Origin of the sequence: Heterorhizobium halophytocola, from assembly GCF_017873095.1 — a bacterium.
Classification (GTDB): Bacteria; Pseudomonadota; Alphaproteobacteria; order Rhizobiales; family Rhizobiaceae; genus Allorhizobium; species Allorhizobium halophytocola.
This window is the reverse complement of record NZ_JAGGJU010000012.1, coordinates 98,685-123,089: the sequence shown is the minus strand read 5'-3', so window position 1 is coordinate 123,089 and position 24,405 is coordinate 98,685. Positions and strand designations below refer to the sequence as shown.

Here is a 24,405-nt window from a genome sequence, read left to right as displayed (position 1 = left end):
TAAGGCTCGATACGACCTTGTCGGCGGCTGCCGGTTTCGATCGCTGGAATCCGGCGACCTCTTAAACCATTTCATGACCAGATGATAGCAGGTCGAGCGCCATACGATCGATGGCGGGCGCTTGCTAACGGCGCGGTCACTTGATACCGCAATCGCCATACTTTCCGACGATCCGAGTATCTCACCATGAACCATCTCCGCATCCTGCAACTCTTGCCTGCGCTCGGCGACGGTGGTGTCGAGCGCAGCGCGGTCGAGATGGCGACCTATCTCTCCGACAGGAGGATGGAGACATGGGTTGCCAGCCGCGGCGGACCGCTGGTGGCCGATATTGAGGCGTGCGGCGCGCATCATGCGACCCTCGCGGTCGGATCCAAATCGCCCTTCGCCCTGGTCAAGGCCGCCTTCGCGGTGGCACGCCTCATCGACGAACAGCGGATCGACATCGTCCATGCCCGCAGCCGCGCCCCCGCCTGGGCAGCGCTGATGGGCATAGGGATTTCAAGGCGCAAACCGCGTTTCCTCACCACTTTCCATGGCACCTATGGCCACAGGAGCGCGTTGAAGCGCCTCTATAACAGTGCCATGCTGCGAACGCCGGTGGTGATCGCCAACTCGCAGTTCATCCGCGATCACATAACCACAGTCTATGGCTATCCGCGGGACCAGATTGTCGTCGCACCGCGCGGCATCGATCCGGCCCGTTTTGATCCCGCCAATGTGTCGCCGGAAACGCGCCGCTCCCTCCGACAGCAACTCGGCGCCGGCGACGATGAACAGTTGGTCGTCATGATCGGCCGTATCACCGGCTGGAAGGGACATGCGGTGCTGATCGAGGCTTTCGCCAGGTTGCGGCGGGTGAACGCGCGACTCGCCTTTGTCGGGAGCGGCGTCGAGACGACCATTGCAGAGGCAAAGGCGAAGGTGACCGCACTTGGCATTGCCGATCGCGTGCTCTTTGCCGGCAGCCGACGCGACGTGCCAGCCGTGCTTGCCGCAGCCGATTTGGCTGTGTCGGCTTCCACCCGTCCCGAGGCCTTCGGCAGGGCCGCGATCGAGGCGCAGGCCATGCGCACGCCAATCATTGCGACCGACCATGGCGGCAGCCGAGAGACCGTGCTGCACGACAAAACCGGATGGCTGGTCACCCCGGGTGACGTCGACCATATGGCGGACACTATCCGCAAGGCCCTGTCCGACCCGACACGTCTGCATGCCATGGGCGAAGCCGGCCGGGAGCATATCCTTGCCAACTTCACCACGCAGTCCATGCTGGACAAGGAATTTTCCGCTTACGAGCGGGTGATGCATGGGGGCGCTAGGCTTCGATGACGGTTGCGCCGGAGAAACCTGACATATGGGTGCTGACCGACGGCAAGGCCGGCGACGAGCAGCCGCTGATCGGCATAGCCGAGGCCATGGGCGGAAAAATCAGCATCCGGCGTGTCCATCCGCGAAAGGCATTCGCCCTACTGATGCCATTCGGGCCGATCGATCCGCGCGAGGCGGCGGATCGCGCGGGCTCCCCGATCGCCCCGCCGTTTCCGGACATTTGCCTCGCCACGGGCCGCCGTGCGGTTGCCTATCTTCGTGCGCTCAAACGGGCTTCGCCGCAAACAACGACGGTGTTCTTGAAGGATCCGCGCACGACGCGCCACGGCGCCGATCTCGTCGTTGTCCAGAGCCATGACGCCGGACGGGTAGAAAATGCCCTTGTCGTAGCCACCGCCCCGAACCGCATGGGGCCGTCGATACTGGACGAATTGCGTCTCTCGCCGCCGCGGCACCTGGCTGAACTTCCCTCCCCCCGCATTGCCGTGCTCGTCGGCGGCAACAGTCGCCACCACCGGTTCTCGGGAAGTGACATCGATAGCTTCGTTCAAGGGCTGGCAAGCATTCATCGCGACGGCGGCTCGCTGATGATCACGACGTCGCGCCGCACCCCACCCGAGCTTGCCGATCGCCTCGCGCGGCTTGCGCAACAGGAACGCGTCCTTATGTGGTCCGGAGAGGGCGAAAATCCGCTTGCCGCCTACCTGGCGCTTGCCGATCAAGTGGTGGTGACCGCAGATTCGACCAATATGGTGGGCGATGGCGCCGGCGCCGGCCGGCCGGTACAGGTCTTTCATCCGACCGGCGGGCACGCCAAGATCAACCGGTTTCTGGACGCCCTCTCGCAACAAGCGGCGATCGGCCGCTTTCCCGAAGACCTCGCAACGGAAAGCTATGCCCCAGTCAATTCGACAAGGCAGATTGCCGAGGCGGTTCTCGATCTCTGGCGTAAAAATCGATCAGATTGACGCGTTTCGCGTCAGCCATGCCCCCTCACCTCATATCTCCACCATCCCGCTCTTCTTCACCTGCCGGATGGTCAGCATCGTCTTGACCGTGTCGACATTCTCGTGCGCGGTGAGCACCTCGATGACGAAGTCCTGGAACTGGGTCAGGTTTTCGGCGGCGCAATGCAGCAGGAAATCGCTTTCGCCGGACATGATCCAGGCCTGGCGCACCACCGTCCAGTCGCTGGTCGCCTGGGCGAAGGCCTTCAACTGGACTTCCGACTGGTGCTTCAGACCGACCATGCAGAAGGCGACGAGATCATAGCCGAGTTTGCGGGCGTTCAGCATGGCGTGATAGCCTTCGATCACGCCGCCCTCTTCAAGCTTGCGCACCCGCCTGAGGCAGGGTGGCGCGGAAATTCCGACCCGCTCGGCAAGCTCCACATTGGTCATCCGTCCTTCGCGCTGCAGTTCGCGGAGTATTTTCAGGTCGATTGCATCAAGCTCTGCACGCAATGTGCGGCTCCTTCGAAGGGTTGGAAATGACTGATCTTGTAACCTATCCGGCACATGGCGCAAGAATATGTCGTGGATTTGAACAAATATTACGGCAAGGGCAAATGCCCTGTTGCTATCCACAAGCCGAACTTGAATATGCGATGCCAAGGCCCCTAAATGGGGCAAACGTTGTGAGACGGCGCCTCCGACCTTATCTGTGCAGTGCCCTCCAAAGACGAAGTCTGAGACTGAAAGGACGTATACGATGACCGCCCGCCATACCAAGGTGCTTATCATAGGCTCCGGACCCGCCGGCTACACCGCCGCGATCTATGCGGCGCGCGGCATGCTGGAACCCGTGCTGATCGCCGGCATGGAACAGGGGGGCCAGCTGATGATCACGACCGATGTGGAAAACTATCCGGGCTATGCCGATCCGATCCAGGGGCCGTTCCTGATGGAGCAGATGCTGAACCAGGCAAAGCATGTCGGCGCGGAAATCGTCAACGACCTGGTGACCGAAGTCGACACCAAGCGGCGCCCGTTCACGGTCAAGACCGATTCCGGTGCCGAATGGACGGCCGACACGCTGATCATCGCCACCGGCGCCAAGGCCAAGTGGCTCGGCCTGCAGAGCGAGCAGCATTTCCAGGGTTTTGGCGTTTCGGCCTGCGCCACCTGCGACGGCTTCTTCTACCGCAACCGCGATGTCATCGTCGTCGGCGGCGGCAATTCGGCGGTCGAGGAAGCGCTCTATCTCTCCAACATCGCCAAGAGCGTCACGGTCGTGCACCGGCGCGAGAATTTCCGCTCCGAACGCATCCTGCAGGAGCGCCTGTTTGCCCGCGACAACATCCGCGTGATGTGGAACACGGAAGTCGCCGAAATCACCGGTGACGCGGCCAAGCCGCCGATGCCGCCTTCGGTCACCGGGGTCAAGCTGCGCGACACCAAGACAGGCAATGTGACGGAGATGCCGATCCATGGCGTCTTCGTGGCCATCGGCCATGCGCCGGCCGTCGAGCTTTTTGCCGGTCAGCTGAAATTGAAGCCATCCGGCTATCTGTGGACAGCGCCGGATTCGACGGCGACCGACGTCGAGGGCGTATTTGCCGCCGGCGACGTCACCGACGACACGTTCCGGCAGGCCGTGACCGCCGCCGGCATGGGCTGCATGGCAGCGCTTGAAGCAGAACGGTACATCACAGCGCTCGAAACGCGCAGAGAAGCGGCGGAATAAACCTCATGAGATCATCGGGCCTGCCTCTGGACTGGGACAAGCTTCGCATCTTCCATGCGGCGGCGGAAGCCGGATCCTTTACCCATGCCGCCGACAAGCTGCACCTGTCCCAGTCGGCGATCAGCCGGCAGGTCTCGGCGCTCGAGGCCGATATCGGCGTCAAGCTGTTCCATCGCCACGCCCGCGGCCTGATCCTCTCCGAACAGGGGGAACTGCTCTACCGCACCGCCCACGAGGTTCTGCTGAAGCTCGAAACGGTCAAGATGCAGCTGACCGAGGCAACGGAAAAACCGTCCGGCAAGCTACGCGTCACCACCACCGTCGGCCTCGGTCAGGGCTGGCTGACCGACAAGGTGCAGGAATTCCTCACTCTTTATCCGGACATGTCGGTCCAGCTGCTGCTCGACAACGAGGAGCTGGACGTCAACATGCGCCATGCCGACTGCGCCATCCGGCTGCGCCAGCCGCAGCAGTCCGACCTGATCCAGCGCAAGCTGTTTACCGTGCACATGCATGTCTATGCATCGCCGTCCTACATCAATCGCCACGGCGAGCCGCAATCGATCGAGGATCTCGACAATCACCGAATCATCTCGTTCGGCGAGCCCGCTCCGAACTATCTGCTGGACGTGAACTGGCTGGAAATCGCCGGCCGTTCGACCGATAATCCGCGTGTGCCGCATCTGCAGATCAACAGCCAGATGTCGATCAAGCATGCGGCCCTGCTCGGTATCGGCATCGCCATGCTGCCGGACTACATCGTCGGGCGCGATCCGGGCCTCATCCAGCTTGCCATTCCCGCGGACATTCCCTCGTTCGATACCTATTTCTGCTATCCCGACGAGATGAAAAATGCGGCCAAACTCAAGGCCTTCCGCGATTTCATCGTGGCGAAATCGCGCAACTGGAATTTCTGAAACGGGTGTGCGACCGGGCACAATTTTCAATGCCAGATTGTGCGACGTCATGTCGCGAACCGGAAGATGTGCGTTACACGCATGCCTGACATGCACAAAAATGCATTGAATGCTGCTCAATAAAGCACCATATCGCACTCAGCTGATGCACATGGTGGCTTTCCTCCCAGTTCCACCGCAGCAGCTGTTCCCCTCTGGAGGTTATTTGACCTTCACACTTATAAAGGGCCCTGGAGCAATCCGGCGGCCCTCTTTTTTTGTCCCGACGACGGCCGCCGTCCAGGGATCCGCCGTCGCGCAAGCATGTCAGGGCCCTCGGGTCCGGCAGCGTCGCGGCGTCTGGCAAAGCCACCGCCGCATCTCGACCCAGCGCTCCATCTTGCATCGCCGCCACCGCGCCCCCACATCGCGGTCGGGCCGCTGTTCCCCTCGTGGAGATCGAACGGCACCGCCACCCCCGCCTCTTTACCGGCGGTGCCCCGGCCCTACCTCATCTCGCATAGCAGTCTTCGAAAGGATCCCCCATGCCCAGCCTGTTTGACCCGATCTCGGTCGGCGGCATGTCGCTTGCCAACCGCATCGCCATGGCGCCGCTCACCCGCAACCGCTCGCCGGGTGCGGTGCCCAACGATCTGAACATGACCTATTACGAGCAGCGCGCGACCGCCGGCCTGATCATCACGGAGGGCACGGCCATCACCCATCAGGCGCAGGGCTATGCCGATGTGCCGGGCCTCTACACGCCGCAATCGATCGAGGGCTGGAGCCGCGTGACGGAGGCCGTACACAGGGCTGGCGGCAAGATCGTCACGCAGATCTGGCATGTCGGGCGTATCTCGCACACCTCCTTGCAGCCGGATGGCGGCGCGCCGGTGGCCCCGTCCGCCAAGGCCGCGAAGTCGAAGACCTATATCATCAATCCCGACGGCAGCGGCGCCTTTGTCGAGACTTCGACGCCGCGTGCACTGGAACTGTCGGAATTGCCCGGCATTCTCGACGACTATCGCAAGGCGGCAAGGGCTGCGGTCGATGCCGGTTTCGACGGGGTCGAGATTCATGCGGCCAACGGCTACCTGGTCGACCAGTTTCTGCGCTCCGGCTCGAACCAGCGGACCGACGCCTATGGCGGCTCGGTCGAAAACCGGGTGCGGTTCGCAATCGAGGTGGTCGCGGCGGTGACGGAGGCGATCGGCGCAGAGCGTACCGGCATCCGCATCTCGCCGGTGACGCCGGCCAATGACGCCGCCGATCCCGAGCCGCAGCCGCTGTTCGATCATCTCGTGACCAAGCTCGCCGCCTTCGACCTCTCCTTCATCCATGTGATCCAGGGCGCGACCGGCGGAGAGCGGGACTTTCAGCAGGGCGACACGCCGTTTGACTGGGAGGGCCTGCGCCAGACCTACCGCAAGGCCGGCGGCAAGGCGGCATGGATGCTGAACAACGGCTACACCCGTGACGAGGCGATGCAGGCGATCGAGAGCGGCAAGGCCGATATGGTGGCTTTCGGCCGCCCGTTCATCTCCAATCCCGACCTCGTGCGCCGGTTCAAGGAGGAACTGCCGCTGACGGAGGCTAACAGCGCCACCTTCTATGGCGGCGGCGCAACCGGCTACACCGATTATCCGGCAGCTGATTAGCTGACGGGCCTCCCGCAGGACGCGCGGGAGGCCTTTCAAACGCTCCGGAACGATCAGGCGACCAGCTTCAGCCCGGTCGGCTGCACCTTTCCCGATCCCGCCGGCAGGCAGCCATTGGCCTGGAGCGTGGTGCGCAGCGCCTCCTCGAGCGGGGTATGCGGCTCCTCGCCCAGAAAAGCGACAAGGTGGCGATTGTCCATCCGCAGCTGCCGCTGCCAGAGATACCGCATTTCCAGGAGCTCCCGGAACAGGCCGACAAAAGGCGCGCCGAGGCGGATCAGAAACCACGGAAAGCGCCGCACCGTCACCTTGCCCCCGCCGGCGATCCGGGTGATCACGCCGGCGATTTCCGTGCCGTCCCTGTCGAATACCCCGTCCATGTGAAAGCGGGCAAAGACCGGAAGGTCGGCCCGGCGCGCGATCAGCCGGGCCATGGTCTCGGCAACATCCGGCAGATAGGCCCATTGATGGCCGACCCCGCGCGCACCGGGCAGCGTCACGGATCGCACCGGACGGCCGGGCTTTACCATTTGCTGGAACCAGCTATTGCCGGCCCCCGGTCCGAAATAGTCACCGGCCCGCACGATCAGCACCCCTACCCCCGCGCCTGCGACCTGCTCCAGCCGGCGCTCGAGCGCGACGCGGATGGCACCCTTGCGGGAAATCGGTTTCTGCGGCGCCGCCTCGCCGATCAAGGGGGCGACGTCGGGATCGAAATTATAGACCGTGCCCGGCATCACGATCAAAGCACCGGTCGCGCGGGCGGCAGCGATCGTGTTGTCGATCATCGGCAGCACGAGCTTGTCCCAGTCCTTGTAGAGCGGCGGATTGACGGCGTGGACGATCACGGTGGCCCCATCGGCGGCCCGCAGCACGTCCTGGCGCAGCATGGCATCGCCGCCGACCCATTCGAAATGCGGGCCGGCATTCGGCTGGGCGCCCGGCCGACGATGCATGGCGCGGATCCTGTACCCGCGGCCCAGCAGCTTGGCGGCAAGCGCGCCGCCGATCCCGCCCGTGGCGCCCAGCACCAAAGCCAGCGGCCGATCGTCCTTCGCTTGGCTGTCGTCATGCGTGTTCCGTTCGCTGGTCATATCCGTCTCCTTGGTTACGGGCTTCTGACCCAGAAGATGGCATCTACGACCGCAAACCGGAATTGCATGACTTTGTATCCATGATATACAGATTCGTATGGTAGAACGATTGGACTGGTCGCATTATCGAAGCCTGCTTGCCGTGCTGCGCTCGGGATCGCTCTCGGCGGCGGCGCGCGACCTCGGATTGACCCAGCCGACGCTTGGCCGGCACATCGATGCACTGGAATCGACAGTCGGCACGCCGCTTTTCCTGCGCTCACAGCACGGCCTGCTGCCGACACCGGCCGCCATCCAGATGAGACCCCATGCCGAAGCGATGGAAGCCTCGGCAGCAGCCCTGCGACGGGCCGCCAGCAGCGCGCCGGACGCCGTGTCCGGCACCGTGCGCATCAGTGCCAGCGAAGTCATCGGCATAGAGGTCTTGCCTGGCATCATCGCCAGTCTGCAGGAAGAGCATCCGGACCTGATCATCGAACTGTCGGCGACCGACGAGACCGAGGACCTGCTGCTGCAGCGCGCCGACATTGCGGTGCGCATGGTGGCCCCGCAGCAGGAGGCGCTGGTGAGCCGACGGGTAGGCTCGATCCCGATCGGCGCCTATGCAAGGCGCGACTATCTCGAACGGCACGGTACGCCGGAGGCACTCGGCGACCTCGAACGGCACCGGCTGATCGGCTTCGATCGCGAACTCGCTTTCGTCCGGGCCTTCATTCGCCGCTCGCCGCTTCTCGGCCAGATGCATTTTGCCGTGCGCGCAGACAGTACGCTGGCACAGATCGCGATGATTCGTGCCGGCGGCGGCATCGGCTTCTGCCAGTGCCCTCTGGCCGACCCGGACCCGGCTCTGATGCGCGTGCTTGCAGGCGAGCTTTCGACCGGCCTGGAAACCTTCGTCGTCATGCATGAAGCCCTGCGGAATGCGCCGCGCTGCCGCACGGTCTTTGATGCCCTGTTCGAAGGACTGCGCCGGCACGCAGGCGCCGGTCGGGCTGAACGGCCCGAGCCAACCGCCTCGGACGTCCTCTCTGCGGGCTGAGATCCTCTGCCCCGCCTAACGAGCGACCGGACTCACCCTCTCAAGGCACGCGGCTAGAGACTTGAAAAAGACTGCAATTTCAAGACCGGCGCCAATCCATGGCCACCGGACCTTATCGCTCACACGCTTGCCGACCGAACGCAATGTCGGGAAGATCGACGATTTCGACTTCCGGTCGATCTCCGCCATCGGAATATTCCTCACGCCAGGTGCCGCGCTCGTCCTGGTAGCTGATCTCGACCGGTTCGTCGCCGACCTGCTGCTCCAGCATAACGATGCGGGCGGCTTCGAGAGCCTCCGCGTGACTGCCAAATGATTCCGAATAAACGCCGTTAGACCGATACGCCCACCCACCGTCGTGCTTGACGATTTCATAGGTCACTTTGACCATGGAGCACCTCCTTGGTTGCTGACGCTCTCAGCATGAGGAGTATTGCACCAAGGCATCATAACTGCAATCCGTGCCGGCAGCCCCTCGCCGCCGGGATTAGCTGGGCACAAGCATGACCCGGTGGTGCTGAAATCGACTGCGGCCGCTTCTCTTCGCCGCGGTTCGGAACTAAACAGGGCTGACGGCGATTTCCCCTGTCTCGTCTCCCTTTGAAGCCGTTGGGCTAAAGGGCTCTTCCAATCAGAACCGCCCGGGACCCGATGCAAGGCTTCTCACTGACCACGCTGAAGAACGAAAAGCTGACGATGGTGGCGATCATCGCTGCGATTGTCGGCTTCTATTTCGAGCACCAGATTCTGGAGATGGGCAAGGCGGCGGCGTTGATAGCAGCCATCGCGCTGATCGTCGCCATCGTCTTTGCCTCGATGCGGGTGGCGCATCATGCGGAAGTGATCGCCGCCAAGGTCGGCGACCCCTACGGCACGATGATCCTGACGCTGTCGGCGGTCGCGGTCGAAGTGCTGATCCTGGCGATCATGATGAATGCCGAACCGTCGCCGACGCTGGTGCGCGACACGATCTATTCGGCGGTGATGCTCGACATCAACGGCATCCTCGGCCTCGCCGCCCTGATCGGCGGACTGAAGCACGGTGAACAGCCCTATAACGACGATTCGGGCCGCACCTATTCGGTGATGATCCTGACCGCCATGGGGCTGTCCATGGTGGTGCCGGAATTCGTGCCCGAAGCCAAATGGCAGTATTACTCCGGCTTCACCATCGTTGCGATGATCGCGCTTTACGGCCTGTTCCTGCGCATGCAGGTGGGCACCCACAGCTATTTCTTTAGCTATTCCTATCCGCGCAAGGGCCGCAAGGATGCAGCCCAGGAAGATGCCGCCGCCGCGGAAGCGGCCGAGGAGCCGGCGCTGCCGTCGATCCTCATCATTCTTTTCGGCGTCGCGCTGATCGGCGTTCTGGCCGAGATCATGTCGACCTTCCTCAATACCGGATTGAAGGGTTCCGGCGCACCGCCGGCGCTTGCCGCCATCATGGTCGCCGGCATCTCGGCAGCACCCGAGATCCTGACCGCGATCCGCGCCGCTCTTGCAAACCGCATGCAGGCCGTGGTCAACATCGCGCTCGGTGCCTCGCTGTCGACCGTCATCCTGACGGTTCCGGTCATGGAAGCGCTGGCGCTCTGGAGCGGTCATCCCTTCACCATGGCGATGACCTCGGTGCAGACCGTGATGGTTACGATCACCATCCTCGCGGCCGCCATCAACCTCAATGACGGAGAGACCAATGCCATTGAAGGCATGACTCATTTCGTCATTTTCTCGGCCTTCCTGATGCTCTCCATCCTGGGGCTGTAACCCCCTAAAACACACCATATGGGAACCGATCGCCGCGTCGGTCCGTTACCTGTTGGCGCACTGATTTGTGATTATGCTGCGCCGCAATTTAGACGATATGCAAAGCAACATTCCCCCGCCAGGCCGTGGGGCCAATCTTGGGAGTCGCGACTTTGAAGCGCTTGGACGTCATCGATGGCATGCGGGGTTATTTCCTCGTCTTCATGCTCATCAACCATCTGGTATTTGCCGGCGGCCTCTGGCTTGTCGAGCTCAATCACCGCAATCTTGGCTTCGTCGAGGATGCCCAAGGGTTCGTGTTCCTGTCCGGCCTGTTGACCGGCATGGTCTATTCGCGCCGCATGATGCGCGACGGCTTCATCGCCGGACGCGACAAGATCTGGCACCGCGTCTTCGAACTCTACAAATACGCCATGGGGATCATCCTGGTGGTTCTGGCGCTTGAAATGCTGTTGCCCGGCGCCTCGAAGATCTGGCAAAACTGGCTTGGTGACGCGAGCCTTACCGACCCCTTCCGTCTGGCAACGATCGGCACCTTCCTCTACCAGCCGACCTTCATGGACATTCTGCCGCAATACATCATCTACATGTTCTTCGCGCCGCTGGTGATCTGGCTTTGCCTGACCGGCCGCTGGACCATGGTGATCGCCGGTTCGCTGCTGCTGTGGATGGCAGCCCAGCTCGGCCTGCAGCGCCTGTTCACGGTGCCGCTGGACCAGTGGCTGCAGCCCGCACCGAAGGAACTCGGCATTCGCGCGAGCTTCAACCTGTTCGGCTGGCAGATCGTCTTCTTCTCCGGCGTCGTTGCCGGCACGCTGACCTCGATGAAGACCATCCAGTGGCGCGAAGTGTTCAACCCGGAACGCACCCGTATCGTGCAGATTGCCGCGATGGTCCTGCTGTTCTTCCTGCCGCTGCGCATCCTGACCGCGCATGGCTGGATGCCCGGCTTCGTGCTGGAAAAGTTCGGCCTGATGGAAGTGCGCGCCGATTTCGGTCCGGTCTATCTGGTGAACTTCGCCGCGGCCGGTTACGCGATCGCCTGGCTGCTGATCGCCGGTCCGCTGCATCACAACCAGTGGGTCAGCAAGTCTGCCAACGTGCTGACCAGCCTGTTCTCGCTGAAGTTCCTGCAGCTGCTCGGTCGCCACTCGCTGCAGATCTACACCTGGCACGTGCTGATCGTCTATGCCGTCGGCTATATCGACGCCCAGACCGGCCAGCTCGGCCAGGTCTCGAAGACGATCATCGCGATCGGTTCGCTGGCCCTGCTGTTCATTCCAGCCCTGTGGCGCGAACGGGAAAAGATCTTCCCGCCAAACGTTCCGGGTGCTGCCGCCGACCAGAAGGCCACCCCGCGCACGGCCTGAGGTCGTGAACCACCAGAGACAGAAAAAGGGCGGGAGCTTTCGGCTCCCGCCCTTTTCGTTTGTCCGAAATCCGGTGGACGGCTTAGCGGCAGGCGGCGCAGAAGCGCTGGATGCGCTTGCAGGCTTCCTCGAGCAGGTCTTCCGAGGTCGCATAGGAAATCCGGAAGTTCGGGCCGAGCCCGAACGCCGAACCATGCACCACCGCCACACCTTCGGCTTCGAGCAGTTCGGTGACGAAGTCCTCATCCGTCTCGATGACCTTGCCCGACGGCGCGGTCTTGCCGATCAGGCCGGCGCAGGACGGATAGACGTAGAAGGCGCCTTCCGGCTTCGGGCAGACCAGCCCCGTCGCCTGGTTGAGCATGGATACGACCAGATCGCGGCGACCTTCGAAGATGGCCTTGTTCTTGGCGACGAAATCCTGCGGACCGTTCAGCGCCTCGAGGGCGGCCCACTGGGCAATCGACGACGCGCCGGAGGTCTGCTGCCCCTGGATCATGTCCATGGCCTTGATCAGCGCCAGCGGACCTGCCGCATAGCCGATACGCCAGCCGGTCATTGCATAGGCCTTCGACACGCCGTTCATCGTCAGCGTGCGGTCATAGAGCTTCGGCTCGACCTCGACCGGCGTGGCGAATTTGAAGTCGCCAAAGGTCAGGTGCTCATACATGTCGTCGGTCAGCGTCCAGACGTGATCATGCTTCAACAGCACGTCGGTCAGCACTTTCAGTTCGTCATGGGTATAGGCAGCACCCGTCGGGTTGGAGGGTGAGTTGAAGATGAACCACTTGGTCTTCGGCGTGATGACGCTTTCCAGCTCGTCCGCCGTCAGCTTGAAATTGTTCTCCTGCTTGGTCTCGACGAACACCGGGGTACCGCCGCAGATCGACACCATTTCCGGGTAGGACACCCAGTAAGGTGCCGGAATGATCACTTCATCGCCCGGATTGAGCGTTGCCATGAAGGCATTGAAAAGAATCTGCTTTCCGCCGGTGCCGACGATCGTCTGCTCGGGCTTGTAGTCGAGGCCGTTCTCGCGCTTGAACTTCTCGGCGATCGCCTTGCGCAGTTCCGGGATGCCGGAGACAGGCGTGTACTTCGTCTCGCCGCGATCGATCGCGGCCTTGGCCGCATCCTTGACGTTGTCGGGTGTGTCGAAATCGGGTTCGCCGGCACCGAGACCGATCACGTCGCGGCCTTTTGCCTTCAGATCGCGGGCTTTCTGGGCGACCGCAATGGTCGCGGATGGCTTTACGCGGGAAAGGGCGTCGGCAAGAAAGGCCATGATCTGTGAGTCCTGAAGCTGATTGAACGCGGGGAAACCTCTTATAGGCTTCAGGTCCAAGTTCTATGTCGAAACTGGCGTCCGGTTTCAAGGAAAAAGCCTGTCACCATGCCAATTCATTGACATGGCAGGGGCATCGGCCGGACCGGCGAGACATCGGTCAGCACCCCTGCCCCGATATCGCCACATTAAAACACCGGGGATGCCGCGATTTCGTCCGTCTGCTGACCAGATAGCAGCGCCTTCTGGCACACTGAAAAGACAGTATGCGGGAACTGAGAAATGCTTCTGGACGACGACGGCGTCAAACTTCGAAAGGCGGGCAATCCGTTTCCGGTGATCCGGATCGCCACCGGTGCGGCCCTGGGCTGCGTGCTGATGTTCCTGCTGCTGATGCACCAGGAGCAGCCCGATGAAAGCGCGCCACGCGTGGCACGGCAGATCGAGCGGCCGGTGCCGCCGCAGACCAATGTGGCGCAGCTTCCACTCGTGTAGGCAATATCGCTTTAAAGACTGTCGCAGCACGATTGCGCAGTCTACGGGGCGCGACGCGTTCGGAGCAGACCCTTTCGAACTTGCCGCTTGTCGCACGGAATAAGGGCTGATAGCAGAAGCTGATCCTCAGCCCCTGCCCCGTGATCACCATTCCATGACCCGCATCCAGGCCAATCTCGTCCTTCTCCTGACCGCTGCCATCTGGGGCGGGGGCTTCGTCGCCCAGTCTTCGGCGATGGAGCATATGGGGCCACACTGGTTCAACGCCTTCCGTTTCGCCATCGCCTTCATCGCGGTCGTTCCCTTCGCCTGGCGGGAGGCGCGCAGGGAACGGGCGCGCCTGAGCGGGCAAGACCTCCGCGCCTTCATCCTGATCGGACTGTCGCTGTTTGCCGGGCAGAGCTTCCAGCAGGTCGGCATCCAGACCACGACGGTGACCAATGCCAGCTTCCTGACGGGGCTCTATGTCGTGCTCGTGCCGTTCCTGTCGCTGATCGTCTGGCGCCGCCCGCCCCACTGGGTGGTCTGGCCCTGCGCCGCCATGGCGCTGATCGGCATCCTGCTGCTGCAGGGCGGCACCCTCTCGGCGCTCAACCGCGGAGACCTGCTGGTGATCTGCTGTGCCGCATCCTACGCGGTGCAGATCGCGCTGACGGCAATTGCGGTTCAGCGCAGCGGTCGCCCGCTTGCCCTCACCGCCATCCAGTTCGCCATCTGCACCTTTGGCGCGCTCGGCTTTGCCACGGCATTCGAATCGATCGATCTGCCGTCGATCAGCGCGGTCTGGCTGGAGATTCTCTATGCCGGCCTGTTCTCCTCCGGACTTGCCTTTGCGCTGCAGATCATCGGGCAGCGCTATACAACGGCGCCCCAGGCGGCGATTTTCCTGTCGTCGGAATCGCTTTTCGGCGCCTTGTTCGGCGCGATCCTGCTCGGCGAGACACTGCCCGTCGTCGGCTATGTAGGGTGCCTGTTGATGTTTCTGGCCATGCTTCTGGTTGAAATCGTGCCCATGCTCGCGCCCCGGCGCATGGCCGAAAGCTGAAAAATGCGGATGGCCGACAAAATTGCATTTGCCGCTATACTCGCCAAAAGCGAACTACACTGTCTAAATTCCGCTCAAAATGGAAAAAATGACCCTAAATTTTGACCGTTTTTTCGCCTCCTTTGCCTCATTTTATGTAATTTAATTTCTTCTCATATAAAAAAAGGTAACGATTTCAAAAAACTTTTGCTTGCTATTCACGAACAAACCCAGCACAGTTATTGGGTTCGGGCAGTTAGCGAACACGGGAAGACCTTATAATATTGCGTTCCGGAGGCGCAAAAAAAACTTCCGGGCAGAGGGGACAAAGAATGACCGACACGGTCAGTAGTATTTCTTTTTTCTGCGGTAAATTGGGACCCTTTCCTCACATTTCGAGAAATGCCTGCGAAATACCCGTAATGGGATTGTTGCAATGCTGTTCGTTGTTCACGGACAGAGAGAAAAGGACCTGACGCATGGCCGAGACTGGTACTGTAAAATTCTTCAACACCGACAAGGGCTTCGGTTTTATCAAGCCTGACAATGGCGGAGCGGACATTTTCGTTCACATTTCTGCAGTTCAGGCCTCCGGGCTGACCGGCCTCGCAGAAAATCAGAAGGTCAGCTTCGACACCGAGCCGGATCGTCGTGGCAAGGGCCCGAAGGCCGTCAACCTGCAGGTTGCAGACTGAACCTTCGCCGCACCCTGGCTATCGAATATCGGCCCGGCAGCAATGCCGGGTTTTTTTGTTCAGCTTCCATTCAGCCGCAGCGGCCTACATCTTGCCTCAGATCACCGGTAGGATTTCTCGGCGATCAGGAACGTGGACAAGGAATACCATGTCATGAGGAATTTTGCACGATACGCTCTGCTTGCGGCGGCCGCCGCAACGGCCACGGTCGGGATCTCCGCCCCCGCTTTTGCCGATGGCTACTACAGACACCACCGTCACCATGACGGCGATGCTGCGGCGCTTGGCCTGTTCGGGCTGGCAACCGGCGTGGTCGTCGGTTCGGCTATTGCCAACAGCCAACCGCGCTATATCGATCCGCCACCCCCGCCGCCTGCCTATTATCCGCCACCGGCCCGCACCTATTATCCGGCGCAGCCCGGCTATGTGGTCGAATACCGGCCGGCCGCCGAGTCGCTTCGTCCCTGGTCGCAGAGCTGGTACCGCTATTGCAGCCAGCGCTACCGCAGCTTCTCTCCCCAGGACGGCACCTATATCGGCTATGACGGCCAGGCGCATTTCTGCGCCGCCAACTGAGCGCCCCAGCCCCACAGATGACAGAAGCCGGCAGCTCGCCGGCTTTTTTGATGACGCAAGCTGAAAGCCGTCAGAGCTGGATCAGAGATCCTGCAGAAAAGGATTGCTGCGGCGCTCGTCGCCGATCCGCCCGCCGGGTCCATGACCGCACAGAAAGCCGACCTCGTCCCCCAGCGGCAGGATCTTGTCGCGGATCGAGGCCATCAGCTGGGCATGATCGCCGCCGGGCAGATCGGTCCGACCGACCGAGCCGGAAAACAGGACGTCCCCCACATGCGCGAAACCCTGCTGGCGATTGTAAAAGACGACATGCCCCGGCGCGTGCCCCGGGCAATGCAGCACTTCGAAGACATGACCGTCGAAGGAGACTTCGTCGCCCTCCTCCAGCCAGCGGTCCGGCACGACATTGCGCACCTTCATCGGCACGCCGAACATCGCCGCCTGGTCCTCGACCCTGTCGAGCAGGCTTTCGTCGTCGCGGTGCGGCCCGATGATCGGCACTCCCAGCGCTTCCTTCAACTCCTCGGCTCCGCCCACATGGTCGATATGCCCGTGGGTGATCCAGATCTCGCCGACGGTGACGCCCGTCTCCGCAATCGCCTCGAGAATGCGCTCGACGTCGCCGCCGGGATCGACCACGACCCCCTGCTTGCTGTCGCTGTCGAACAGCAGCGTGCAGTTTTGCTGAAATGGCGTCACCGGAATGACCGCCGCCTGGAGCTGCCCCATGATAACCTCTTGGTCGTCCAACATCATGCGCCCGCGGGGACCGGACGGCCCTACCGCGCGTGCGCCGCATGAAGATAGGCAAATCGGCGTGCGATGGAAGCCCGGCACCGCGCTTCTCCCGGCCTGATCGCGGCAGGGCCTGCGGGATCGGAAGAGACAGCGCCGACGGATTTGCTGGAAATCGAGGCGCAGATCCATCTTTCCGGTGGTTTTTTAGCCGATCTGCCCTTAGTTCTGACGCAGGAAAAACGTTTAAGCAGCGGCAGATAGCACGACAACGAAGACTGCGCGCAACGAGGGGGATGAACACGGTGCCAAGACAGGGAACGCAGAAGACGGCGGCAAAGAGCCTGCCGGAACTGCCGGTGGTCGATGACAAGGCCATAGATTTCGACACGATCGAATTGCTGTTTTTTGCCTACCGGGACTTCATCTCCGATCCCGACGCCATCCTGTCGAAGATCGGTTTCGGCCGCGCCCATCACCGGGTTGTCTATTTCGTCAGCCGCCAGCCGGGCATGACGGTTGCCGATCTGCTCGCCATCCTGCAGATCACCAAGCAGAGCCTGGCCCGCGTCCTGAAGGAGCTGATCGACAGCGGCTATATCCGGCAGATGGCCGGCCCGGCCGACCGGCGCCAGCGCCGGCTCTATCCGACCCTGGCCGGCCGCGAATTGTCGCTGGCACTCAGCGATCCGCAGTCGCGCCGGATTTCGCAGGCCATGGAAGGCTTCACCCCGCAGATGCGCGCCACCGTGCATGACTTCCTCGAGCGGATGGCAAGCACGCGCGACACGGTGCGACCGACGCGCGAGGAGACCTGAGGATGGCAGCGAAAGAATCTCTGGCCGATGACGCCCCCCATCTTCTGGTCGTCGACGACGACACCCGCATCCGCGACCTGCTGAAGCGCTTTCTCTCCGACAAGGGCTTCCGCGTCACCGTGGCGGCGGATGCTGCCGAAGCCCGGCGGCGGCTGGCTGGTCTCGATTTCGATCTGATCGTTCTCGATGTGATGATGCCGGGCGAAAGCGGCCTGTCGCTGACCCAGAGCCTGGTTGCGGAAAAGACCGTGCCGGTCATTCTGCTGACGGCGCGGGCGGAATCGGAATCGCGCATCGCCGGCCTGGAGGCCGGGGCCGACGACTACCTCTCCAAACCCTTCGATCCGCGCGAACTGGTGCTGCGCATCAGCAATATCCTGAAACGCAATGTCAGCACCGCCGCACCGAAGATCGAGCAGGTCATGTTCGGGCCCTATACCTTTCAGCTGATGCGCAAGGAGTTGAAAAAGGGCACCGAGACGATCAAGCTGACCGACCGCGAGCAGGAAATCATGCTGCTGTTTGCCCAGCGGCCGGGCGAGACGATCCCGCGCCACGAACTGATCGGCAATGACGTCGAGGTCGGCGAGCGCACGATCGATGTGCAGATCAACAGGCTGCGGCGCAAGATCGAGGATGACCCGGCAAACCCTGTCTGGCTGCAGACGGTACGCGGCATCGGCTACCGGCTCAGCCTGGACTAGCCGTTTGCCCATCCGCTTGGGGGTAGCGCGCGGTGCAACCTTTCGGGGCCTGGCTGGCGGTCTTGCAGCCGTAAAACCATATTACGCTTGTCGCTGATTTGCTCTATGGCATGTCGCGCAGGCCGGTTGCTGAAACGGCACGTCAAGGCTTGAAAGAAAGGACCGGCAGCAGAGCAGATGGCCATATTCGAGACGATCAGGCGCGCCTCCGAGCGCGCACCGGGCACCGGCGTCAAGCGCACCAGCCGCTGGCTGCGTCGCCGCATGCCGACCGGCCTGTTCGCCCGCTCGCTGCTGATCATCATCCTGCCGATCCTGATCCTGCAGACCGTGCTGGCGTTCGTCTTCATGCAGCGGCACTGGCAACTCGTCACCGAGCGGCTGTCGGCCGCCGTGACCCAGGAGATCGCAGCGATCGTCGAGCTGATCGAGGCCAGCCCGGACGATGCCGGCTATGCGACGCTGACGCGGATCGTCAAGGACGACCTGGGCATGACGATTTCCGTCGAGCCGGGCGCGAAATTGCCGCCGCCACGACCGAAGCCGTTCTTCTCGCTGCTTGACCAGACGCTGACCGAGGAAATCTCGCACCGCATCCAGCGGCCCTTCTGGATCGACACCGTCGGCAATTCCGGCCTGCTGGAAATCCGGATCCTTCTCGAGGACCGGGTGCTGCGTGTCTTCGTCAGCCGCAACCGCGCCTATGCCTCCAATTCGCACATTTTCATCGTCTGGATGGTCGGCACATCGCTGGTGCTGATCATCATTTCGACCCTGTTCCTGCGCGGCCAGATACGCCCGATCCTGACGCTGGCGCGCGCGGCGGAGAATTTCGGCAAGGGCCAGAAGATCGAGGAATTCAGCCCGCGCGGCGCCGACGAGGTTCGCCGGGCCGGCCTCGCCTTCATCCTGATGCGCGAACGGATCGAGCGGCAGATGGAACAGCGCACGGCGATGCTGAACGGGGTCAGCCATGACCTGCGCACCATCCTCACCCGGTTCAAGCTGCAGCTGGCGCTTGCCGGCGACAATCCCGATCTGGAGAACCTCAATCAGGACGTCGACGACATGCAGTCGATGCTCGAAGGCTATATGGCGTTCGCCCGTGGCGAGGCGGAAGAGGAAGTCGGCCAGCTGCGGCTGAGCGATCTGTTCGGCAAGATCGAGGAGGATTTTCGCCTGCACGGCAAGAGCGCCACATGGCGGCTGGAAGGCGATGACGCCGTGCGCGTGCGCCCCAACGCCTTTGCCCGGCTGGTCGGCAATCTCGCCTCCAACGCGCGCCGCTATGCCGAACGCCTGGAGATCGAGGCGCGTCATGGCGACAAGTGGCTGATCATCACCTTCGACGACGACGGTCCGGGCATACCGGCGGAAGCCCGCGACGAGGTATTCAAGCCATTCTTCCGGCTCGACGCCGCCCGCAATCTCGATGCATCCGGCACCGGCCTTGGTCTTGCGATCGCGCGCGACGTCGCGCGGAGCCATGGCGGCAATGTGGTGCTGAGCGACAGCCCGCTCGGCGGTCTGCGCGCCACCATCCGCGTCCCCGCCTGAGGGCCTTCGGTCCTCGGGCTATCGCCATCATCAGCCGGGCATCTGTTCTGGAAGATCGTCAATTCAGGTCGTTGTGACCAGGGCCTGGTAGCGATGCTACATCAGTTTCTGGCCGTTCGGCACCGCCCGCTCTGGCGCGGCAAGCACGATCGCGCCGTCCGCGTCGGCAAAGCCGAGCGTCAGCACTTCGGAGCGCACTGGACCGATCTGGCGCGGCGGAAAGTTGACGACCGCCATCACCTGCCGTCCCACAAGGGTTTCGGGCGTATAATGCACGGTGATCTGCGCCGACGACCGCTTGATGCCGATCTCGGGGCCGAAATCGATCTTCAGCTTGTAGGCCGGCTTGCGCGCTTCCGGAAAGGCTTCGGCTTCGACAATGGTGCCGCTGCGGATATCGACCTTCTCGAAGTCTGCAAAACTGATCCCGTCCCCTGTCTCGCCATCACTCATCGCGACAATTCCTCGGCACGCTCGCGCGCAGCCGCGATCGCCCGGTCGAACAGAGGCTGCATGCCGTCATGCGGTTCCGTCAGCACGGCCAGAGCCGCAGCCGTCGTGCCGCCCGGAGACGTGACATTGCGCCTGAGATCGGCAGCCGCGTCCGACGACTGATGAAGCAGTTCGCCGGCGCCGGCGACAGTTTCCCGTGCCAGACGCATGGCAAGGTCCGCTGGCAGACCGAGCTTGCGGCCTGCCTCGGCCATGCACTCCACCAGATAGAAGACGTAGGCCGGACCGCTGCCCGATACCGCGGTTACGAGATCGATATCGGTTTCGCTTTCGACCCATTCGACCGGTCCGGAAACCTTCAGCAGCCGATGGACGAGGTCCCGCTGTTCTGCTGTGACCTTGTCATTGGCAAAGGCACCGGTAATACCGCGTCCGACCATGGCCGGCGTATTGGGCATGGCGCGTACCGTGGCGCCGTTACCCAGGGCCTCGGACAGGCTGGCAATCGTCGTTCCGGCCGCCACCGAGACCACGACCGTCTGCGGACCGACCAGTTTTGCAAGTGCCGGCAGCGCACTGCCCATCATCTGCGGCTTCAGCGCCAGAAACAGCACATCGGGCGAGAGATCCTGCGGGACATGCGTGACAAGCGTCGACCCGGCATCGGCGATCGCCGACTGGATGCGTGGTGCGGCACTCGGATCGAGAACCGTCACGCTGGCGCCGGGAATACCGCTCCTGAACCATCCGGTCAGCAGCGCGCCGCCCATATTTCCCGCACCGACGAGAAGCACCGTATCAGACGCCGCCACGATCAGGCCTCGCCGACCGTCTCGAAGAGCACGGCATCGATCGCGCTCTTGGCATCCATGCTCGACCAGACGACGAACTGGAACGCCTGAAAATAGGCTTCGCAGGCCTCGATGGCGCTGGACAGCAGAACCTCCACCTGACGGTTGGTCGGCTCCGCACCGCCGGCCAGAAGGAGAGACTGACGGAAGATGATCACGTCTTCCTGACGCCAGAGGTCGAAATGGCCCATCAGCGTCTGTCCGTTGACATGGGACAGCAGCGTAATCACCTCGTTGACGCGCAGGTCGGGAATGCGCAGGTCGAAGGCGCAGGCCAGATGCAGCGCCTCGAACTCCTCCATCCAGGAGAAGGAGACATGGTAGTCGGCCCACCGCCCCTCCACGGTCATGGCGATTTCGTCTTCGCCGGACCGCTCGAACGACCAGTCATTGTTCGATGCGACGAACTCGATCATGTCGACCGGGTTGGATTGTCGTTCGAATTCCAGTTCCACAAGGCGCATGGTATTACCTTCAACATCGAAAAACGAGGATGCACGACAGCCTTAGCCGGCCGCCATTGCTACTCCGCACTCCGAAAAAACAAACATGAATGATTGCCGTTGGGACGTCAGGCTAAGATACGCACCCTGCCTGAAACTTACGCCGTCCGTTTAGAATCATCTTTTAAAATCAGTCTATAACGGAGGGCCGCCGGTGCCAGCCTTTCTTTTGCCGAAAACCGTTCGTGCTTGTGGAAACACTCTCTTCTTCCACAGCACCTGGCAGCCGTAACTGACTCTGCCGCCTCGTTTTTTGGAGTCTGGCGGGCTTGTGGAAAAAATCTTTTCAAAAGACCTTTTTAACGCTCCGTTTACACCTTGCCGGAACACGCAAACGCGTCCGGCAATGAAAAAGGCCGACGCTGTTTCCAGCATCGGCCCTGTCGAATCTCTTGCAAAGAAGCGTAAGCGTCGGGCGCTTCCGCCTGTCTCAGTCCTTGGCGGCGAGCTTTTCCTCGAGCGCTGCGATACGCAGCTGAAGCGCATCGTTTTCCTCGCGCGCCTTCAGCGCCATTTCGCGCACCACGTCAAATTCCTGGCGGCGCACCACATCCATGTTGTTGAGCCAGCGTTCGGCCTGGGCCTGGAACGCGGTTTCCACCTCCTGGCGCACGCCTTGTGCGGCGCCGGCGGCATCGGTCATCAACTTGGCGAATTCATCCATCATACGATTGGTACCGGTGGACATGGCTGGGCTCCTTGCTCCCGTCAATCCTCGTTCTGTGCGGCCGTGCCGCGCATGCCATTCAGGTAGGGCCTCGCCTGCTGGCTTGCAAGCACAAAGCGACCTGATAACTCCCGCGCGGGCCGGCGTCCGCGTCGAATCCATCTTGACCGCATGCGCAGCCACGGTCATTTTCCGCCCAAGCCCAGGAAAGGCATGCCTTGCAGTCTTCAGTCGCATTCACCACTGTCCTCACCTATCCCCAGATAGATCCGATCGCCTTCTCGCTCGGTCCCCTCGCCGTCCACTGGTATGGCCTGGCCTATGTCGCCGGAATCCTGATCGGCTGGTGGCTGGCCCGTGGCATGATCGCCAGCCCGGGGCTGTGGCCGGGCGGTGTATCGCCGCTGACGGCCAAGCAGGTCGACGACTTCATTCTCTGGGCGGCTGTCGGCGTCGTGCTCGGCGGACGCATCGGCTACATCCTGTTCTATGACCTCGGTCCAATTCTCGAGGAACCGATCCGCGCCATCCAGGTCTGGAACGGCGGCATGTCCTTCCACGGCGGATTTATCGGCGCCACGATCGCGATGATCATCTTCGCCAGACGCAATGGCATTCCGACCTGGAGCCTGTTCGACCTGGTCGCGAGCGTCGTGCCGATCGGGCTGTTCTTCGGCCGCATCGCCAATTTCGTCAACGGCGAACTCTGGGGTCGGGTCACCGATATTTCCTGGGCCATGGTCTTTCCGACCGGCGGTCCGCTGCCGCGCCACCCGAGCCAGCTTTATGAAGCCGCCCTCGAGGGCCTGCTTCTACTTGCAATATTGCAAGTCGTCGCAAGGCTCGGTGGCCTCAAGCGACCCGGCCTGATTACCGGTTTGTTCGCCACATTGTACCCTCTGGCAAGAATACTTGTGGAATTCTTCCGTGAACCCGATCCACAGCTTGGATATTTGGCCGGAGGCTGGCTCACTATGGGTATGGTGTTGTCGTTGCCGATGCTTGCTGCGGGCCTGTGCACTCTCGCACTCTCCTGGCGTGGCAGCGTATCGCGCTGAACAAGGGGCATGACCTTTACGTGACGACTGCACTGGGTGACAAAATCAAATCGTTGATCCGGGCCAACGGTCCGATGAGCGTAACCGACTATTTCTCGCTGTGCCTCGCCGATCCCGAGCATGGCTATTATCAGACGCGCAATCCGTTCGGCTCCAGCGGCGATTTCGTCACGGCGCCGGAAGTCAGCCAGCTGTTCGGCGAAATGGTCGGGCTGTTTCTCGTCCATGCCTGGCAGGCTCATGGCCAGCCGCTGCCGGTGCGCCTCGTCGAGGTCGGCCCCGGCCGCGGCACGATGATGTCCGATATTCTGCGGGTGACCGCCCGTGTCGCACCGGACTTCTATGCCGGCGCCACCGTCCATCTGGTCGAGACCAGCGACCGCCTGCAGGCCGTTCAGAAAAAGACACTGTCACGGCACGGCGACAAGATCTCCTGGCAGCACGGTTTCGACGAACTGCCGGACGGCTTCACCCTGCTCGTCGCCAACGAATTGTTCGACGCCATTCCGCTGCGCCAATTCGTCAAGTCCGGCACGAGCTTTCGCGAGCGCATGGTCAGCCTCGATGCCGACGACAACCTGGCCTTCACGGTTGGCGTCGCCACGCTCGACCCTGCCTATCTGCAGGACTTTACCCGCCTGCCGGACGACGGCACCATCTTCGAGATCGCGCCGGCCCGCCTCTCTGTGCTGCAGGTCATGTGCGAAAGGCTGAAGGCCTTCGGCGGCACGACGCTGCTGATCGACTATGGCCATCTGACCACCGGCTTCGGCGACACGCTGCAGGCGGTGATGGCCCATGAATTCGACGATCCGCTGGCCCATCCGGGACTTGCGGACCTTACCAGCCATGTCGACTTCGAACAGTTGGTCCGGCTGGCGCAGGCCTTGGAAATGCAGGTCAATGGCTGCATGCACCAAGGCGATTTCCTGCGCGGGCTCGGTCTCGAGCAACGGGCGCAGGCGCTTGCCAACGGCAAATCCCCCGGCATCCAGCATGATATCGCGATTGCCGTCGACAGGCTTGCCGGTGCCGGTCCCGGCAAGATGGGCGAGCTGTTCAAGGTGCTCTGCCTGTCGAGTCCCACCATCAAGGTTGCGCCCTTCCGTCGGATGGATTGACAGCGCCCGCGGCCTTGGGCCA

The 24,405-nt window shown here is 62.3% G+C and carries 27 protein-coding genes; 18 read left to right on the top strand and 9 right to left on the bottom strand.

The window, feature by feature from the left end:
• Positions 1-186 precede the first annotated feature (186 nt).
• Both J2Z17_RS20285 and J2Z17_RS20280 read left to right on the top strand, forming a co-directional pair.
• The gene (locus J2Z17_RS20285; RefSeq protein WP_209947643.1) at positions 187-1,332 is read left to right on the top strand and encodes a glycosyltransferase family 4 protein; all 1,146 of its coding nucleotides are present in this window, start codon (positions 187-189) and stop codon (positions 1,330-1,332) included.
• Entirely contained in the window at positions 1,329-2,300 is a 972-nt protein-coding gene (locus J2Z17_RS20280; RefSeq protein WP_209947641.1) for a mitochondrial fission ELM1 family protein, read from the top strand. The genes J2Z17_RS20285 and J2Z17_RS20280 overlap by 4 nt, the downstream gene beginning before the upstream one ends.
• 30 nt (positions 2,301-2,330) lie before the next feature.
• Here J2Z17_RS20280 and J2Z17_RS20275 read toward each other — a convergent pair whose 3' ends face one another.
• A complete protein-coding gene (locus tag J2Z17_RS20275; protein ID WP_209947639.1) occupies positions 2,331-2,795 on the bottom strand; it encodes an Lrp/AsnC family transcriptional regulator in 465 nt (154 codons plus the stop codon).
• Between the two features lie 247 nt (positions 2,796-3,042).
• On the opposite strand from J2Z17_RS20275, the gene trxB reads away from it, so the two are divergent.
• The 3 genes from trxB to J2Z17_RS20260 all read left to right on the top strand — a co-directional run bounded on the left by trxB (position 3,043) and on the right by J2Z17_RS20260 (position 6,571).
• Entirely contained in the window at positions 3,043-4,017 is a 975-nt protein-coding gene (gene trxB / locus J2Z17_RS20270; protein WP_209947637.1) for a thioredoxin-disulfide reductase, read from the top strand.
• Positions 4,018-4,037: 20 nt separating this feature from the next.
• Complete coding sequence (locus tag J2Z17_RS20265; RefSeq protein ID WP_342454442.1) at positions 4,038-4,934, top strand: LysR family transcriptional regulator VtlR; 897 nt, start codon at positions 4,038-4,040, stop codon at positions 4,932-4,934.
• Positions 4,935-5,458: 524 nt separating this feature from the next.
• Positions 5,459-6,571, top strand: coding sequence for an alkene reductase (locus tag J2Z17_RS20260; protein ID WP_209947632.1), 1,113 nt, complete (start codon positions 5,459-5,461; stop codon positions 6,569-6,571).
• Positions 6,572-6,624: 53 nt separating this feature from the next.
• Here the strand turns inward: J2Z17_RS20260 and J2Z17_RS20255 are convergent, their stop codons facing one another.
• The gene (locus J2Z17_RS20255) at positions 6,625-7,665 is read right to left on the bottom strand and encodes an NAD-dependent epimerase/dehydratase family protein (protein ID WP_209947630.1); all 1,041 of its coding nucleotides are present in this window, start codon (positions 7,663-7,665) and stop codon (positions 6,625-6,627) included.
• Between the two features lie 97 nt (positions 7,666-7,762).
• Here J2Z17_RS20255 and J2Z17_RS20250 point away from each other — a divergent pair, with 97 nt between their 5' ends.
• Positions 7,763-8,704, top strand: a complete 942-nt coding sequence (locus J2Z17_RS20250; protein ID WP_209947628.1) for a LysR family transcriptional regulator — start codon at positions 7,763-7,765, stop codon at positions 8,702-8,704.
• 112 nt (positions 8,705-8,816) lie between these two features.
• Here J2Z17_RS20250 and J2Z17_RS20245 read toward each other — a convergent pair whose 3' ends face one another.
• Positions 8,817-9,095 carry a DUF2188 domain-containing protein gene (locus J2Z17_RS20245; protein ID WP_209947626.1) on the bottom strand — a complete coding sequence of 93 codons (279 nt, stop codon included), beginning with the start codon at positions 9,093-9,095 and terminating at the stop codon, positions 8,817-8,819.
• Between the two features lie 260 nt (positions 9,096-9,355).
• On the opposite strand from J2Z17_RS20245, the gene J2Z17_RS20240 reads away from it, so the two are divergent.
• Both J2Z17_RS20240 and J2Z17_RS20235 read left to right on the top strand, forming a co-directional pair.
• Positions 9,356-10,471, top strand: coding sequence for a calcium:cation antiporter (locus J2Z17_RS20240; protein WP_209947624.1), 1,116 nt, complete (start codon positions 9,356-9,358; stop codon positions 10,469-10,471).
• A gap of 152 nt (positions 10,472-10,623) precedes the next feature.
• Entirely contained in the window at positions 10,624-11,841 is a 1,218-nt protein-coding gene (locus J2Z17_RS20235; RefSeq protein ID WP_209947622.1) for an OpgC family protein, read from the top strand.
• A gap of 82 nt (positions 11,842-11,923) precedes the next feature.
• Here J2Z17_RS20235 and J2Z17_RS20230 read toward each other — a convergent pair whose 3' ends face one another.
• Positions 11,924-13,126, bottom strand: coding sequence for a pyridoxal phosphate-dependent aminotransferase (locus J2Z17_RS20230; protein ID WP_209947620.1), 1,203 nt, complete (start codon positions 13,124-13,126; stop codon positions 11,924-11,926).
• A 282-nt stretch (positions 13,127-13,408) separates the two neighbouring features.
• Between J2Z17_RS20230 and J2Z17_RS20225 the strand changes: the two genes are divergently transcribed.
• The 4 genes from J2Z17_RS20225 to J2Z17_RS20210 all read left to right on the top strand — a co-directional run bounded on the left by J2Z17_RS20225 (position 13,409) and on the right by J2Z17_RS20210 (position 15,916).
• Complete coding sequence (locus tag J2Z17_RS20225) at positions 13,409-13,621, top strand: hypothetical protein (protein WP_209947618.1); 213 nt, start codon at positions 13,409-13,411, stop codon at positions 13,619-13,621.
• Positions 13,622-13,775: 154 nt separating this feature from the next.
• Positions 13,776-14,666, top strand: a complete 891-nt coding sequence (locus J2Z17_RS20220) for a DMT family transporter (protein WP_209947616.1) — start codon at positions 13,776-13,778, stop codon at positions 14,664-14,666.
• A 458-nt stretch (positions 14,667-15,124) separates the two neighbouring features.
• Positions 15,125-15,340: a cold-shock protein gene (locus J2Z17_RS20215; protein WP_209947614.1), complete on the top strand. Its 216-nt coding sequence runs from the start codon at positions 15,125-15,127 to the stop codon at positions 15,338-15,340.
• Positions 15,341-15,493: 153 nt separating this feature from the next.
• Positions 15,494-15,916 (top strand): BA14K family protein, encoded by a 423-nt coding sequence (locus J2Z17_RS20210; RefSeq protein ID WP_209947612.1) that lies wholly within the window; start codon positions 15,494-15,496, stop codon positions 15,914-15,916.
• A gap of 81 nt (positions 15,917-15,997) precedes the next feature.
• Here the strand turns inward: J2Z17_RS20210 and J2Z17_RS20205 are convergent, their stop codons facing one another.
• Positions 15,998-16,645 carry an MBL fold metallo-hydrolase gene (locus J2Z17_RS20205; RefSeq protein ID WP_209947610.1) on the bottom strand — a complete coding sequence of 216 codons (648 nt, stop codon included), beginning with the start codon at positions 16,643-16,645 and terminating at the stop codon, positions 15,998-16,000.
• Positions 16,646-16,738: 93 nt separating this feature from the next.
• Here J2Z17_RS20205 and J2Z17_RS20200 point away from each other — a divergent pair, with 93 nt between their 5' ends.
• The 4 genes from J2Z17_RS20200 (at position 16,739) to J2Z17_RS20185 (ending at position 19,730) form a co-directional block, all read left to right on the top strand.
• Complete coding sequence (locus J2Z17_RS20200) at positions 16,739-16,915, top strand: hypothetical protein (RefSeq protein ID WP_209947608.1); 177 nt, start codon at positions 16,739-16,741, stop codon at positions 16,913-16,915.
• Positions 16,916-16,947: 32 nt separating this feature from the next.
• Positions 16,948-17,469 carry a MarR family winged helix-turn-helix transcriptional regulator gene (locus J2Z17_RS20195; RefSeq protein ID WP_209947606.1) on the top strand — a complete coding sequence of 174 codons (522 nt, stop codon included), beginning with the start codon at positions 16,948-16,950 and terminating at the stop codon, positions 17,467-17,469.
• Positions 17,470-17,471: 2 nt separating this feature from the next.
• Positions 17,472-18,173 (top strand): response regulator, encoded by a 702-nt coding sequence (locus tag J2Z17_RS20190; RefSeq protein ID WP_209947604.1) that lies wholly within the window; start codon positions 17,472-17,474, stop codon positions 18,171-18,173.
• A 177-nt stretch (positions 18,174-18,350) separates the two neighbouring features.
• The gene (locus J2Z17_RS20185) at positions 18,351-19,730 is read left to right on the top strand and encodes a sensor histidine kinase (RefSeq protein ID WP_209947602.1); all 1,380 of its coding nucleotides are present in this window, start codon (positions 18,351-18,353) and stop codon (positions 19,728-19,730) included.
• A 96-nt stretch (positions 19,731-19,826) separates the two neighbouring features.
• Here the strand turns inward: J2Z17_RS20185 and J2Z17_RS20180 are convergent, their stop codons facing one another.
• From J2Z17_RS20180 to J2Z17_RS20165, 4 genes are all read right to left on the bottom strand, one after another.
• A complete protein-coding gene (locus tag J2Z17_RS20180) occupies positions 19,827-20,183 on the bottom strand; it encodes a tRNA-binding protein (protein WP_209947600.1) in 357 nt (118 codons plus the stop codon).
• Positions 20,180-20,953, bottom strand: coding sequence for a pyrroline-5-carboxylate reductase (gene proC / locus J2Z17_RS20175; RefSeq protein WP_377300207.1), 774 nt, complete (start codon positions 20,951-20,953; stop codon positions 20,180-20,182). The genes J2Z17_RS20180 and proC overlap by 4 nt, the downstream gene beginning before the upstream one ends.
• Before the next feature lie 44 nt (positions 20,954-20,997).
• On the bottom strand, positions 20,998-21,498 hold the full coding sequence (locus J2Z17_RS20170; RefSeq protein WP_209947598.1) for a type III secretion system chaperone family protein: 501 nt from the start codon (positions 21,496-21,498) through the stop codon (positions 20,998-21,000).
• A gap of 469 nt (positions 21,499-21,967) precedes the next feature.
• Positions 21,968-22,225, bottom strand: a complete 258-nt coding sequence (locus tag J2Z17_RS20165; protein WP_209947596.1) for an accessory factor UbiK family protein — start codon at positions 22,223-22,225, stop codon at positions 21,968-21,970.
• A 197-nt stretch (positions 22,226-22,422) separates the two neighbouring features.
• On the opposite strand from J2Z17_RS20165, the gene lgt reads away from it, so the two are divergent.
• Both lgt and J2Z17_RS20155 read left to right on the top strand, forming a co-directional pair.
• Positions 22,423-23,262, top strand: coding sequence for a prolipoprotein diacylglyceryl transferase (gene lgt, locus J2Z17_RS20160; protein ID WP_209947594.1), 840 nt, complete (start codon positions 22,423-22,425; stop codon positions 23,260-23,262).
• 20 nt (positions 23,263-23,282) lie between these two features.
• The gene (locus tag J2Z17_RS20155) at positions 23,283-24,383 is read left to right on the top strand and encodes a class I SAM-dependent methyltransferase (RefSeq protein WP_209947592.1); all 1,101 of its coding nucleotides are present in this window, start codon (positions 23,283-23,285) and stop codon (positions 24,381-24,383) included.
• The last annotated feature ends 22 nt before the right edge of the window (positions 24,384-24,405 follow it).